General features: G+C 60.8%; 13 protein-coding genes. 11 read left to right on the top strand and 2 right to left on the bottom strand.

Going from position 1 to position 14,039, the window contains the following annotated elements; all coding sequences use genetic code 11:
• Positions 1–491 precede the first annotated feature (491 nt).
• The 11 genes from ACOYW0_RS05825 (at position 492) to can (ending at position 10,021) form a co-directional block, all read left to right on the top strand.
• Positions 492–890, top strand: a complete 399-nt coding sequence (locus ACOYW0_RS05825; protein WP_482417611.1) for a (2Fe-2S) ferredoxin domain-containing protein — start codon at positions 492–494, stop codon at positions 888–890.
• A gap of 94 nt (positions 891–984) precedes the next feature.
• On the top strand, positions 985–2,778 hold the full coding sequence (locus ACOYW0_RS05820) for an NADH-ubiquinone oxidoreductase-F iron-sulfur binding region domain-containing protein (protein ID WP_482417610.1): 1,794 nt from the start codon (positions 985–987) through the stop codon (positions 2,776–2,778).
• Between the two features lie 12 nt (positions 2,779–2,790).
• Positions 2,791–4,560, top strand: a complete 1,770-nt coding sequence (locus tag ACOYW0_RS05815) for an NADH-dependent [FeFe] hydrogenase, group A6 (protein WP_482417609.1) — start codon at positions 2,791–2,793, stop codon at positions 4,558–4,560.
• A gap of 79 nt (positions 4,561–4,639) precedes the next feature.
• Positions 4,640–5,128 (top strand): NADH-quinone oxidoreductase subunit NuoE, encoded by a 489-nt coding sequence (gene nuoE / locus ACOYW0_RS05810; RefSeq protein ID WP_180140073.1) that lies wholly within the window; start codon positions 4,640–4,642, stop codon positions 5,126–5,128.
• Positions 5,129–5,371: 243 nt separating this feature from the next.
• On the top strand, positions 5,372–6,751 hold the full coding sequence (locus tag ACOYW0_RS05805; RefSeq protein WP_482417608.1) for a [Fe-Fe] hydrogenase large subunit C-terminal domain-containing protein: 1,380 nt from the start codon (positions 5,372–5,374) through the stop codon (positions 6,749–6,751).
• Positions 6,748–7,101 (top strand): hypothetical protein, encoded by a 354-nt coding sequence (locus ACOYW0_RS05800; protein ID WP_482417607.1) that lies wholly within the window; start codon positions 6,748–6,750, stop codon positions 7,099–7,101. Before ACOYW0_RS05805 ends, ACOYW0_RS05800 begins: the two co-directional genes overlap by 4 nt.
• Positions 7,082–7,819 carry a PHP-associated domain-containing protein gene (locus tag ACOYW0_RS05795; protein ID WP_482417606.1) on the top strand — a complete coding sequence of 246 codons (738 nt, stop codon included), beginning with the start codon at positions 7,082–7,084 and terminating at the stop codon, positions 7,817–7,819. Before ACOYW0_RS05800 ends, ACOYW0_RS05795 begins: the two co-directional genes overlap by 20 nt.
• Positions 7,816–8,397, top strand: coding sequence for an ATP-binding protein (locus ACOYW0_RS05790; protein WP_482417605.1), 582 nt, complete (start codon positions 7,816–7,818; stop codon positions 8,395–8,397). Before ACOYW0_RS05795 ends, ACOYW0_RS05790 begins: the two co-directional genes overlap by 4 nt.
• A gap of 10 nt (positions 8,398–8,407) precedes the next feature.
• Entirely contained in the window at positions 8,408–8,752 is a 345-nt protein-coding gene (locus ACOYW0_RS05785) for a DRTGG domain-containing protein (protein WP_180140083.1), read from the top strand.
• Positions 8,753–8,780: 28 nt separating this feature from the next.
• Positions 8,781–9,194 carry an ATP-binding protein gene (locus ACOYW0_RS05780; RefSeq protein ID WP_180140085.1) on the top strand — a complete coding sequence of 138 codons (414 nt, stop codon included), beginning with the start codon at positions 8,781–8,783 and terminating at the stop codon, positions 9,192–9,194.
• Between the two features lie 158 nt (positions 9,195–9,352).
• On the top strand, positions 9,353–10,021 hold the full coding sequence (can, locus tag ACOYW0_RS05775) for a carbonate dehydratase (RefSeq protein ID WP_482417604.1): 669 nt from the start codon (positions 9,353–9,355) through the stop codon (positions 10,019–10,021).
• Positions 10,022–10,193: 172 nt separating this feature from the next.
• Here can and ACOYW0_RS05770 read toward each other — a convergent pair whose 3' ends face one another.
• Both ACOYW0_RS05770 and hrpB read right to left on the bottom strand, forming a co-directional pair.
• Positions 10,194–10,499: a hypothetical protein gene (locus ACOYW0_RS05770; protein WP_482417603.1), complete on the bottom strand. Its 306-nt coding sequence runs from the start codon at positions 10,497–10,499 to the stop codon at positions 10,194–10,196.
• A 925-nt stretch (positions 10,500–11,424) separates the two neighbouring features.
• Positions 11,425–13,935 (bottom strand): ATP-dependent helicase HrpB, encoded by a 2,511-nt coding sequence (hrpB, locus tag ACOYW0_RS05765; RefSeq protein ID WP_482417602.1) that lies wholly within the window; start codon positions 13,933–13,935, stop codon positions 11,425–11,427.
• Positions 13,936–14,039 lie beyond the last annotated feature (104 nt).

The raw sequence follows: 14,039 nt of genomic DNA, 5'->3' as shown, positions 1-14,039 counted from the left end.
GGAAAATTGTATCGGCGTTTTTGTGGGGTGGATGTTCATATTCGAAAATTAAGGCAATGTAAAGTGTTTTTCATTTATCTATGGCATCAGCGGAATTTATCGGGTTTGCCCTTGACTAATGGCCTGATTTTTACATTGATGGTTCTTCGTCGGAATCTATGGTGGTGATAACACATCGCTTTTCAGTAAGTAATCGCATTTGCTTTTGCTGTTGGGTGAAGTGAGTAAAAAAAGGAAAACGTCGTTTCGGGTTTTTGTCAGGCACACTCTCATCCCGCAGCATGTTCCACAGGCTTGCCCCGTGCCGGGGGGACCTCCCGGTTTCTCCCGCTTTGTCGACGTACGCCCTTCCCACGGGCGCCCATGCGCCCCCTTTCGCTCAGTTCGCCCCGTCACCCTGTAGTTTCGGCTTGTTTGCATTCCCATTATCCAAAAACGTTAGTTTGATTTGCACCGGCTGTTCGGCCAGACGCAATGACCGGAGGGTAGTCATGACAAAGATCAAGTCCCTGGATGATTTACGGAAAATGAAAGAGAAGCTCCAGTCCAGTGTCCATTTAAGGGAGAACGGAGAGCGCTGCGACCAGTTGGTCCAGATTCGGGTTGCCATGGCAACCTGCGGGATCGCAGCGGGAGGCAAGGAGGTCTACGGGGCCCTGTTGGACCAGTTGGATCGCCGCAACATCGAAGCGGTGGTCACCCAGACCGGGTGCATGGGGTACTGTTACGCCGAGCCCACCATCGAGGTGACGCTTCCTGGAAGCGATCCCGTTGTCTTCGGCGAAGTAACCACGGAGAAAGCCGCCGAGATCGTGGACCGCTATGTGGCCAACGGCGAACTCCTGCCGGGCATCATCCCTGTGAATTACGAAGTGGTGGACAAAGACTAACGCCCGGGGCCACCAAAGGGATTGCCCGCATGGCGCCGGATCGGCGCGAGCCGGTTTTCCCGGTCCTTGAAATACATGAAGGAGCACACACGAGATGGGACGATACAAAACGCACATTCTGGTCTGCGCCGGTACCGGTTGCCGGGCTTCGGAAAGCGATCTGATTTTTCAAAAACTCGACCAGGGCATCAAGAAACGCAATCTCCAGCGTGATGTCCAGGTGGTGAAGACTGGGTGCTTCGGCTTCTGCGAGAAGGGCCCCATCGTCAAATTCATGCCGGACAACACGTTCTATGTGGAGGTCAGCCCCTCAGACGCCGACATCCTCATCGAGGAGCACGTGGTCAAGGGGCGCCGGGTGGAGCGGCTTCTCTACACCGACCCCAAGAGCGGGGATCGTATTTCCGATTCCAAGCACATGGGCTTTTACCGCAAGCAGATCCGTATTGCCCTGCGCAACAGCGGGTTCATCGACCCCGAAAACATTGACGAGTACATCGCCCGGGACGGCTACCAGGCCCTGGGAAAGGCCCTTTTGGAGATGAGCCCGGACAAGGTCATTGAAGAGGTGAAATCTTCGGGCCTGCGCGGCAGGGGCGGCGGCGGTTTCCCCACGGGGCTGAAGTGGCAGTACGCCCGGGCCGCCGAAGGGGACGAAAAGTTTGTGGTCTGCAACGCCGACGAAGGGGACCCAGGGGCGTTCATGGACCGCTCCATCCTGGAGGGCGACCCCCACTCGGTGCTGGAGGCCATGGCCATCTGCGGCTATGCCATGGGCGCCGAGACCGGCCTGATCTACATTCGCGCCGAGTATCCCCTGGCCATCCAGCGGCTCCTCATCGCCATTGAGCAGGCGCGCGAGCTGGGCCTTCTGGGCAGGGACATCATGGGCAGCGGGTTCAACTTCGACATTGAGCTGAAGTACGGTGCAGGCGCCTTTGTCTGCGGCGAGGAGACCGCCCTGATCCACTCCATGGAGGGCCACCGCGGCGAGCCCACGGTGAAGCCTCCCTTCCCTGCGGAGTCCGGCTACTACGGCAAGCCCACCAACGTGAACAACGTGGAGACCCTGGCCAACATCCCGGTGATCATCACCCGCGGGGCCGACTGGTTCTCCTCCATCGGCACGGAGAACTCCAAGGGCACCAAGGTGTTTGCCCTGGCAGGTAAGATCCGCAACGTGGGCCTCATCGAGGTACCCATGGGCACCACCCTGCGGGAGGTGATCTACGACATCGGCGGCGGCATTTCCAGCGGCAAGAAGTTCAAGGCGGTGCAGACCGGCGGGCCTTCCGGCGGCTGCCTCACCGAAGAGCACCTGGACGTGCCCATCGACTACGACAACCTCGTGGCCAACGGATCCATGATGGGCTCGGGCGGGATGATCATCATGGACGAGGACGACTGCATGGTCTCCATCGCCAAGTTCTATCTCGACTTTACCGTGGAGGAGTCCTGCGGCAAGTGCACCCCCTGCCGAATCGGCAACAAGCGCCTCTACGAGACCCTGGAGAAGATCACCGAGGGCAAGGGCACCCTGGACGACCTGGTGAAGCTCCGGGAGCTGGGGGAAGCCATCAAGGACACGGCCCTCTGCGGCCTGGGCCAGACCTCGCCCAACCCGGTCCTCTCCACCCTGGACAACTTTTACGATGAGTACCTGGCCCACGTCACCGACCACACCTGCCCGGCCGGGCAGTGTAAGGCCCTGGTGACCTACGCCATCGACCACGACAAGTGCGTGGGCTGTACCCTGTGTGCACGGAAGTGCCCGGTGAATGCCGTGGAAGGGGTGCGCAAGCAGCCCCATACCATCGACAGCTTCCACTGCATCAAGTGCGGGGTCTGCTACGAAAACTGTAAATTCGGTGCCATCACCAAAAGCTAAGGACGAAAAACCATGGAATCCATCAAACTGACCATAGACGATCAACCCGTTGAGGTGCCCGAAGGGACCACCGTCCTCGAGGCGGCCAGGGAGCAGGGCATCACCGTACCGGCCCTGTGCCATATGGATCTTTCCGGCATTGGTTTTCACAGCAGCAACGCCTCCTGCAGGCTCTGCGTGGTGGAGGTGGAGGGGCGCCGCAACCTGGCTCCCGCCTGCACCACCCTGGCTGCCCCCGGCATGGTGGTGAAGACCCGTACCCAGAGGGTCTTGAACGCCCGCCGCATCAACCTGGAGCTGATCCTCTCCGACCACCCCAAAGACTGCCTGAGCTGCTCCAAAGCGGGCTGCTGTGAGCTCCAGGACCTGGCCCAGACCTTCGGCATCCGCGAGATCTCCTACGAAGGGGAGATGTCCCACCACGTGAAGGACACTTCGTCCCCTGCCATCGTGCGGGACCCGGACAAGTGCGTCATGTGCCGCAGGTGTGAAAACGTCTGCCGCGAGGTCCAGGGCGTGGGCGTTTTAACGGCCGTTAACCGAGGCTTTGAGTCCGTTGTTGTTACGGCCTTTGATCAGAACCTGGACGTCACCAAGTGCACCTACTGCGGCCAGTGCGTGGCCGTGTGCCCCACGGGCGCCCTCTCCGAAAAGGACGAGACCGCTTCCGTGCTTCGCGCCATTGCCGACCCGGACAAGACCGTGGTGGTCCAGGTGGCCCCTGCGGTGCGCACCGCCCTGGGGGAAGAGTTCGGCATGGCCCCGGGCACCCTGGTGACGGGCAAGATGGCAGCGGCCCTGAGACGCCTGGAGTTCGACTACGTCTTTGACACCGATTTTGCCGCCGACCTCACCATCATGGAAGAGGCCTCCGAGCTTCTGGACCGCCTCACCCGCCACCTGGCAGGGGACACTTCGGTGAAGCTTCCCATTGTCACCTCCTGCTGTCCGGCCTGGGTAAACCATCTGGAAAAACGGTTCCCGGACCTTCTGGACTACCCCTCCACGGCCCGGTCCCCCATGCAGATGTTCGGCTCCATTGCCAAGAGCTACCTGGCTGAGAAGATCGGCGTGAAGCGCCAGGACATGGTGGTGGTCTCGGTGATGCCCTGTGTGGCTAAGAAGGCCGAGTGCGCCCGGGAAGAGTTTGCCGTGGACGGCAACCGTGATGTGGACATCACCCTCACCACCCGTGAGCTGGCCTCCCTGATCAAGCGGGCCAACATCGATTTCCATCGCCTGGAAGACGACGACTTCGACTCTCCCCTGGGCGAGTCCACCGGCGCGGCCGTGATCTTCGGCACCACCGGCGGGGTCATCGAAGCTGCGGCCCGTACCGCCTACGAGTTCCACACCGGGGAGACCCTGGAAAACGTGGATTTCACTGCCCTGCGAGGGGTTGACGGCATCCGGTCTGCCACCGTGGATTTTGCCGGTATCGATATCAAGATCGGCATCGCCCACGGCCTGGCCAACGCCCGCGTCCTTATGGAGGAAATCCGCAAAGGGACCTCCCCGTACCACGCCATCGAGGTGATGGCCTGTCCCGGGGGATGCATCGGCGGCGGCGGCCAGCCCTTTCACCAGGGTGACGAGTCGGTACTCCGCGCCCGTCAGCAGGCCCTGTACACCGAAGACGAGGCCAAGGTGATCCGAAAATCCCATGAGAACCCCCATATCAAGAAGCTCTACGAAGAGTACCTGGGCGAGCCCCTGGGAGAAAAGCCCCACAAACTGCTCCACACCCATTACGTGGACAGAAGCGGCAGGAAAACCAAGTAGGATTCGATTGAACGGAAAAAGCGCCGGGCAAGGTTTCGGCGCCCATCCTAACGATCTCATGATACAGGAATGAATCGCCATGACTTTAGTACAAGGCAAGTTGTCCCGCAACGCGGTAAAAGAGATTCAGTCCATCTGTCAAAGCTACGGCAACGACAAGGGCGAACTCATCAATATCCTTCATAAGGCCCAGGACTTCTGCGGCTACCTTCCGCCGGACGTGCAGGAGGTGATCGCCGAAGAGCTCGACATTCCGGTCTCCACCGTCTACGGTGTGGTGACCTTCTACTCCCTGTTCGTCATGGAGCCCAGGGGCAAGCATCACATCTCCATCTGTACAGGAACGGCCTGTTTTGTTAAGGGTGCCATGGACGTGATGGATGAATTCAAGCTCCTTCTGGGCATCGACCTGGGGGAGACCACCCCGGACGGGAAGTTCTCCATGGACAGCCTGCGCTGTATCGGCGCCTGCGGCCTGGCCCCTGTGGTCATGGTCGGGGACAAGATCTACGGCAGGGTGACCCCGGATGATGTCATCAACATCCTGGACGACTACAAAGACAAATAAGGGGCGCGGCTAGTCCCACCCCTTGTTCCCCGGTGCCATGGCATGAGCCGCATCGGGGAACGGTTCAACATAGACCGGCACCGCCGCATCCCATGATGGGGCGGTGCCGGTCCCTGACAGGTAGGCAGGACGGCGGGTTTGTTTTTAGCGACCCGTTCTGCGTATGCGATGCCGTTGGTTTCGGGTTCCGGGCGATGCCGAACGGCAGGGCATAAAAAAAACTGAAATAGCGTGGAAGATGCCATGAGCAACAATGCCATACATCATGCACTGCGGGTGGATGAGGAGAAGTGCAGGGGGTGCTGCCGATGCATGTCGGTGTGCCCCACCGATGCCATCCGGATCCGCAACGGCAAGCCGCTGATCTTCCAGAACCGGTGCATCGACTGCGGTAAGTGCTACCGGGCCTGCCCGGAGTCCGCCATCCGGGTGGAGCAGGACGACTTCAACGAGATCTACAAGTACACGCGTCGGGTGGCCCTGTTGCCCTCCATCCTCAAGGGGCAGTTTCCCGAGACCATTCCCAAGCAGCGGATCTATGCCGAGCTTCTGGAGATGGGCTTTACCGACGTGTTCGAGGTGGGGATGATGTGGCGGGTATTCCACCTGGCCACGGCCCGGTACATCAAGAACAACCAGGTCAAAAAACCCTTTATCTCCTCCTTTTGCCCGGCGGTCCTGCGCCTGATCCAGACGCGTTTTCCCTCCCTTCTCGACCACGTGATTCCCATGAAGGCCCCCGTGGACATTGCTGCCCTGTTCTACAGACGCCAGCTTCTGGCCCAGGGCGTGCCCGACGACGAAATCGGCACCTTTTACGTGACCCCGTGCGCCGCCAAGATCTCGGCGGTGAAGACCCCCAATCCCCATGAACGCAAGATTTTGAACGGGGTCATCAACATGGACTACATCTACAACCGGGTGTGGAAACGCATCCGTGGCGAAGAGAAGGCCATGCCGCCGGAGCCCCTTGCCGAGACCCTGTGCGAGAAGGGGGTGCTCTGGTTCCTTACGGCAGGGGAGTCCGAATACGCCCGCGGGCGAAGCCTTGCCATCGACGGCATTGCCAATGTTTTCGAGTTTCTGGAGAACATGGAAAACGAGGAGATCTCGGATATCGATTTTCTGGAGCTCCGGTCCTGCGACCAGAGCTGTGCCGGGGGCGTGCTTACCAGCTGCAACCGGTTTCTCACCGTGGAGCGTTTACGGAACCGGGCGGAGCGATCGCGAAAGGCCGCCCCTTTGAAAGACCCGGATCGGTGGGACGACATCGACGACGACACGGAGTACCTGGTGGACCACATCATGCTGGGCAAGATCAACCCCAGGCCGGCCATGAAGCTCGATGAGGACATGGGCCGGGCCATGGTGAAGATGGAGCGGCTCCGCAAGATTCTCGCGTTTTTGCCCGGTGTGGATTGCGGGCTCTGCGGGTCTCCCAACTGCCAGGCCCTGGCCGAAGATGTGGTTAACGGAGACGCGGTGTTAAGGCAGTGTGTGTTCCTGCAGAAAAAGCAGGTGGAGAGGGGACAGATGACCCTCACCGACGCCGGGAATATCCTGGCCGATGTGTGGGGTGACAATAGACTCGACGGCGCGTCCGTCGATCTGGAGGAAGAATGAAGGTTAAAGAGCTTGTTGAAAAAATGAACCTCACCGTGTTCGGCGGGGAAGCTGGCCTGGATCGTGAGATCCGTGGGGGCTATGTGTCCGATCTTCTTTCGGACGTCATGGGGTGTTCCGACGAGGGAGACCTCTGGGTGACCCTTCAGTCCCACCGCAACGTGGTGGGCATCGCCGCCCTCAAGGACCTGGCCGGTGTTATTGTGGTCAAGGGGTTCACCCCGGATGCCGACACCATTGAGGACAGCAACCGCGAGGGCATGCCCCTTCTGGGGGCCACGGCCGAGACCTTCGAGGTGGCGGGACGCCTCCACCGGATGCTGGCGGGCGATGCAGACTTTCCGGGCTGATCTTCACCTCCACACCGTGCTCTCGCCCTGCGGGGACGTCTCCATGAGCCCTGCGGGCATTGTCTCTTCCTGCGCGGCCCAGGGGATTACCCTTCTGGGGATCACGGACCACAACTCCACCCGGCAGTGCCGCATCGTTACGGAGCTGGCCGAGGAACAGGGGCTTTTTGTCCTCCCCGGCGTGGAACTCACCACCCGGGAAGAGGTGCACCTTCTGGCCTATTTCGGCAGCCTGGACGAGGCCGAGGCGTTCCAGGGGTGGATTGACGACCACCTGACGGTGATCCGAAACCGGCCGGAGCTCTTTGGTTACCAGGTGGTGGTGGACCGTGACGAGCAGGTGGTCTACCAGGAGGAGCGTCTCCTTATCGCGTCTCTCACCACCGACATCCACGAGACCGCCGAGGCCGTAAGGGCGGGGGGAGGCCTGGTGGTCTGCGCCCACGTGGCCAAGGGGAAGAACAGCCTCTTCAGCCAGCTGGGAATCATGCCCAAAGGCTTCTGCCCGGACGCCCTGGAGGTGGCCCGAAGGGACCACAGGGCACAGGTGTGCACGCGGTTTCCCGAGGTGTCGACCCTTCCTTTTGTGTGCGGGTCCGACGCCCATTACGCCGAAGACATCGGGAAGGTGACCACGGAATTTACATTGGAAACACCCGGTTTGAGTGAGATCCGCCTGGCCTTCTCAGGGTGCGGGGGGCGGAAGGTGATGGTGTGAACGAGATTTCTCATTATGTGCTTGATATTTTAGGTAACTCGGTGCGGGCCGGTGCCCGCGTGGTGAGGCTGACCATCACCGAGAGTCCCAGGGAAAATATCTACAGGATGGTGTTTGAAGACGACGGCAAAGGGATGAGTCCGGAGCTTTTGGAAGAGGTCTTCAGCCCCTGGATGACCACCCGCAAGGAGCGCCGTATCGGCATGGGCCTGCCCCTTTTGAAGCAGGGCGCCCAGCAGTGCGGCGGGGACCTTGTGGTGGATTCCACCCCCGGCGTGGGCACCACGGTGACCGTGGCGTTCGAGTACGCGCACCTGGACCGGCCTGTGGCCGGGGATATTGCGGGAAGCGTCGTCATGACGGCGGCTTCGGCCCCTGATATTGTCTTCTTGTACACCCACACCACGGACAAGGGAACCTACCGGTTCAGCACGGTGGAGGTGGAAGAGGCCCTGAACGGGGTGTCCTTGACCAACCCATCCATCATGCGGGCCGTTCAGGAAATGATTCGGGAAAATCTGGATGAGATCGGCGCCGGGCTGGATGAGCGCACCGTGCTCCATAATGACATGATATAAAATGAAACCAATGAAAATAACCAATATTGCGACCCTTTTGGGGGGGAACATTGTCACCGGCAAGGAGAGGGTTGAAACCCGCGTCTCCTATGGGTTTGCCGCCGACCTTTTGAGCGACGTCCTGACCCTGGAGGTGGAGGGCGTTCTCCTCATCACCGGGCTGTGTACGCTCCAGACCATCCGCACCGCGGAGATGGCCGAGATCGAGTGTGTGGTTATCGCCCGGGGCAAGAAGGTGAGCCCGGCCATGAAGGACCTGGCAGAACGCACCGGCCTGATCCTCATCGAGGTGGAATGCTCGGTGTTCAGGGCAAGCGCAATGCTGTTTGATGCCGGTCTCGAACCCGTTTTTTAACCAGGGCCTCCCAACATGAAGGGGTGTTATGAAGTTTGAATTTGAGATTGAAGACGGGGATTTTGCAAAGGCGGGAACCGCCTCCAGCCAGGTGAAGCACATCCTCAAGCAGCTCAACGTGGACACCAAGATCATCAAGAAGACCACCGTGGCCATTTATGAAGCCGAGGTCAATGTGGTGGCCCACGCCGTGGGGGGCGGTACGCTCACGGCGGACATCAACCTGGAGAGGATCGTGGTGGAGGTGGTGGACCAGGGCCCCGGCATCGCGGACATCCCCCAGGCCATGACCGAGGGGTTTTCCACGGCATCGCCCGAGGTGATCTCCATGGGTTTTGGTGCGGGCATGGGCCTTCCGAACATGCGGAAAAACGCCGACAAGCTGGAGATCACCAGCGGGGTGGGCGAGGGGACCCGTGTGGTTATCACCAACTACATCTAATCCGGTAGAGCTGGTGTGTTGGTTCAATTATGGGTATGCTTAATAGAGTGAATCGGGCCCTCGGGCCTCTTCCGAAACGCGCGAACGTGGGGAAACGTTCGGGAAGCGGTCCGTGCAGGCTGAAACGTTACGTATAGATCAGGATCAGGGACGACGTTATGGGAGAGTTGAAAAAGCTGTTTCAAAACAACAGACAGTGGTCTGCTCAGGTGACTTGCGAGCAGCCCGATTTTTTTAAAAAACTTGCCGACCAGCAGAGCCCGGACTACCTCTGGATTGGCTGTTCGGACAGCCGGGTGCCCGCCAACGAACTGGTGGGCCTCATGCCCGGCGAGGTCTTTGTGCACCGCAACGTGGCCAACATGGTCATCCACACCGATTTCAACGGCCTGTCCGTGATCCAGTATGCCGTGGAGGTGCTGAACATCAAGGACATCATTGTGTGCGGCCATTACGACTGCGGCGGGGTCAAAGAGGCCCTTGCAAACTCTTCCAGCGGCCTGGTCAACAACTGGCTCCGTCATCTCCGGGACATCCAGTTCACCCACGGTGACTTTCTGGACGCCATCACCGACCCCAAAGAGCGCAGCGACCGCCTCTGCGAGCTCAACATCATCGAGCAGGTGAGGAACGTCTGCCGCACCACCACCGCCGAGCAGGCCTGGCAGGAGGGCAAACCCCTCACCGTCCACGGCTGGATCTACAACATCGGCAACGGGCTTCTCCAGGACCTGGATGTGTCGGTGAGCAGTGCCGATAGCATTCGGCCCGTCACCGAGGCGGCCCTGAAGAAGGTGTATGGGCGCACTGAGAGGATCAGGGCGTAAAAGGGGCTAAAGGTTAAAGGCTAAGGGCTTAAAGGCGAAAGGCTAAAGGCTCAGGGCCAAGGGCTAACTGTGATGGACGTTCGGCGATCTGGTGTCATGACGTCGGCGTTCATCCCATCTTCTCTTCCGCACGATTTTTTTCTTCCTCTTTTTTTATCCGCCGGTTCCGGCATCAGCTCCATTTTTTTCCCAACTCTTCCAAGCCTGCATTGGACAGGTCCTCAGGGGACATGACAATGCGGAAATGGACATCTGCGTCAAAGTTCAGGTGAAAGGGCTCCGAGTAGAAAGGCAGGCCCGAGGCGTTGGTGGCGTTGATGATCAGGACGGCGGCCCGCATGCCGTTCTCCTCGGTGAACCAGACGGAAAACGGCTTTATCTCTTCAAGGATTTCATCCAGCAGGATGACGGCGGTCCCTTTTTTCACCAGGGTGTTAAACGGCTCGTGGGGAAACGTGACATGCATGAGCATCTTCATGATGGCCCTCCTTGGGTTGACGGGTGGGTGGTGCGTGTCGGCAGCCGTGCGGCGACGGATCAATGGCCCGGGCTCGGAAGAAAGGCGCTGAGGCGAGGGGTGGGCGACGGCACAAGGAGGGGCGGCTGCGGTGGTATGGACTTGTATTAAAATACAGGGGTTTCGGGTTTGTTTCAAGGGGGAAGGGGAGGGCCGTGAAAGGTGATAGGGGATAGGGGGTAGGTCATGGGGTGCAGGTCATCGTGAGTTGGGCGGGGGGGATGGTGAATAGTGAATAGTGAATGGGGGGAGAGAAGGTTGATAGGAAGGAAAGGGAGTGGGTGGAAGGTGATTGCCGTAGGGTGCATTTTATGCACCAGGGTTCGTTTTTACTTCGCTCCCAGGCTCTGCCTGGGAGTGAGGGGTGCAAGGCTCCGCCTTGCCTGGTCGCACTCCATGGTGGAGGCAAACATGGGATGGCTGTGGGTTAGCAGCCGTGGAGGCAGAGCCTCCAGACAGCATACCCAGGCGGAGCCTGGGAACGAAAGGAGCGGTTTGAGCTTGAAACGTTCCTGCCCCTGGGTATGGCCGTTGAGGGGGGCAGGGGACGTGAACTATGCATCAAGGTGCGTTTTCACATCGCTCCCAGGCTCTGCCTGGAAGTGAGGGGTGCAAGGCTCCGCCTTGCCTGGTCGCACTCCATGGTAAAGGTAAATATGGGATGGCTGTGGGTTATCAGCCGTGGGGCAGAGCCTCCGGGCAGCATTCCCAGGCGGAGCCTGGGAACGAATGGTACGCTCCGGCCGTTGACCACGGGCGAAGCCCGTCAGCGAATGTGACAACCCGAGGCATCCGCCTACGCCCTTGTCTGTGTACCACCACGTGCACCATGTCGTTGGGCTACGGCGCGACAAGCGAGGGTTGGAGCACTCGAGAACCAGGGGATTTATCCCCTGCCTTTGGGCTTGGCCCAGTTGGTGGCCACGGCGGTGAGGGGATCGTCGGGCCAGGGGTGTTTGGGGTAGCGGGCTTTGAGCTCTTTTTTCACCTCGGGGTAGGTGTTGGCCCAGAAGCTGGAAAGATCCCGGGTGACCTGCATGGGACGTGAGGCAGGAGAGAGGAGGTGACAGGTCACGGGGACCCTGCCGTCTGCCACCTTTGGCGTTTCGGTGAGGCCGAAGAGCTGCTGGATGCGGGCGGCAAGGACCGGGGGCTCACCGGTGCCGTAGTCCAGGGGGATGCGGGTGCCGCTGGGGATGGCCATGTGGGTGGGGGCGAGGCGATCTATTTTTCGGTGCCAGGTAAAGGGGATGAGGGCGGTGAGGGCACCGGCCAGGTCCATTTTGCTTAAGGCCCCCATGCTGGTGATACCGATGAGAAAGGGTGCCAGCCACGTTTGGGCGGAGGTTTCCAAGGCGGCGTCCGAAAGGTCGGGTAGCTCCTCAAACCCTGCTTGGTTGCGAAGAAAAAGAACCCGGGCCTGGAGGCTTCGGGTTGTTTTGTTCCAGGGGAGAACCGACAGGCCCCGGGACTGGATACCCTGGATCAGCGCGTCGGTGACGGCACCGGCATCCGGCTTTTTCAATGGTTTTTCAGACAGGACCACGGCGCCCAGGCTGCGGCGTGTCACCGCCTCCACCCGCCCTTTTTTCTCGTTCCAGAACACCGCCTCTTCTTCGGTGATGCGATGGCCGTGGTCTGCCTCAAGGGCTTCCATGGCCAGGGGCGCGGCCAGGTAAACGCGGGCGTTCTGACGGTTGCCGTCCAGGTCTGCCACGGCCACAAAGGGCTCAAAGGCAAGGGGGTCGGACTCATGGATGACAGCGCCGCCCCCTGAGACCATCTGGAAGTGACCGGGCCGTCCCGACCGTGCCATGGCGATGCGGTCTGGAAAAGCAAGGGAAACAAGGCGCCCGGCAAGGGCGGGATCCTTTGGAGCCCCTTTGACGCCCAGGCGCGCGCCGAGCTGGCGGGCCGTTTCCCGGATGCGGGCAGCAGCCCCGGGGTTGAGCGTTTGAGCCCGAGACCCTTTTTGCATCATGGCTTCCATGCGCAGGCGGATGTCTGTTTCGTTTCGGCCCCCGGTGAGGGGATCCCGTTCCGTGAGCAGGGCGGCCAGGAGGCAGGCCTCGGGGCCCGCGTTTTTCTCCTTTGCCATAAGGATCATGTGGGCCAGCCTGGGGTGGACGCCGAGGCGCGTCATGGCCTTGCCGTGGGCCGTGATGCGGCCTTCCTCATCAAGGGCGCCCAGCTTTTGGAGCACGTCCCGGGCCTGAGCACAGGACCCCTGGGGGGGCACGTCGAGCCAGGTGAGTTCTGCAGGGTCGGTGACTCCCCAGAGGGCAAGCTCCAGCACCAGGGGGGCCAGGTCAGCGCTAAGGATTTCCGGTGCGGTAAAGGGCGTGAGGGTGTTTGTGCGGGCCTCGCTCCAGAGGCGGTAGCAGGTGCCCGGGGCGGTTCGCCCGGCACGTCCCCGCCGCTGGTCTGCCGAGGCCTTGGAGACGGGCAGGGTCACCAGGCGGTCCATGCCCGATCCCGGTGAAAACCGGGAGACCCGCATGAGCCCGGCATCCACCACCAGGGTGACGCCGTCGATGGTGAGGGAGGTCTCGGCAATGGCCGTTGCAAGCACCACCTTGCGGCGTCCGGCGGGGGACGGCTTGATGGCTTTGTCCTGGTCGGCCTTGGTGAGGGCACCGAACAGGGGATAGAGGTCCGTATGGGGCGGAAGGTCTATTTTTCGAAGCCGCTCTTCCACCCGCCGGATCTCCCCTGCCCCGGGCAGGAAGACGAGCATGTCGCCCTCTTCTTCGGCAAGGCCCCTGGCCACGGCTCGGGCGCAGGCCGCTTCAATGTCCCGGCGTGTGGGGGTGGGCTCTTTTAAGGGCAGGTGACAGGTGGTAACGGGAAAGGCCCGACCTTCGGAGGTGATGACGGGGGCGTCTCCAAGAAGCGCGGCCGCAGGAGCAGCGTCCAGGGTGGCGCTCATGATGAGGATGCGCAGATCGTCCCGCAGGACCCCCTGGCACTCCAGGGTGAGTGCCAGACCCAGGTCGCTGTTCAGGTTCCGCTCATGGAATTCGTCGAAGATCACCAGGCCGATGCCCGAGAGTTCCGGGTCCGACTGGATCATCCGCGTGAGGATCCCTTCGGTGACCACCTCGATACGTGTGGCCTCCGAGGTTTTTCTCTCCATGCGGATGCGATACCCCACGGTTTTTCCGACCTGTTCGCCGAGCATCTCTGCCATGCGTGTTGCTGAGGCTCGGGCCGCAAGGCGCCTGGGCTCCAGCATTACGATTTTTTGTCCGGCCAGGAACGGAGCCTCCAACAGGGCCAGGGGGACCCCGGTGGTCTTTCCCGCGCCGGGCGGGGCTTGTATTACGGCCGAAGGCCCTGCTTCAAGGGCATCGCGAATGTCGTCCAGAACATCATGTATGGGTAGTGTCGGGCTCATGGGTGGGTTGTATACTACGAGCCCCGGTAAATGCAAAACGTATCTGCCGGGCTATGCTCCGGCGGGTCGCTTTTCGAAAAATCTTCCGCCTGCTCCCTGAAGCC

This window comes from Desulfoluna sp. HI9BLuna (genome assembly GCF_056829775.1).
The sequence above is the reverse complement of the archived record's forward strand: the minus strand, read 5'-3'. Positions and strand labels throughout refer to the sequence as shown.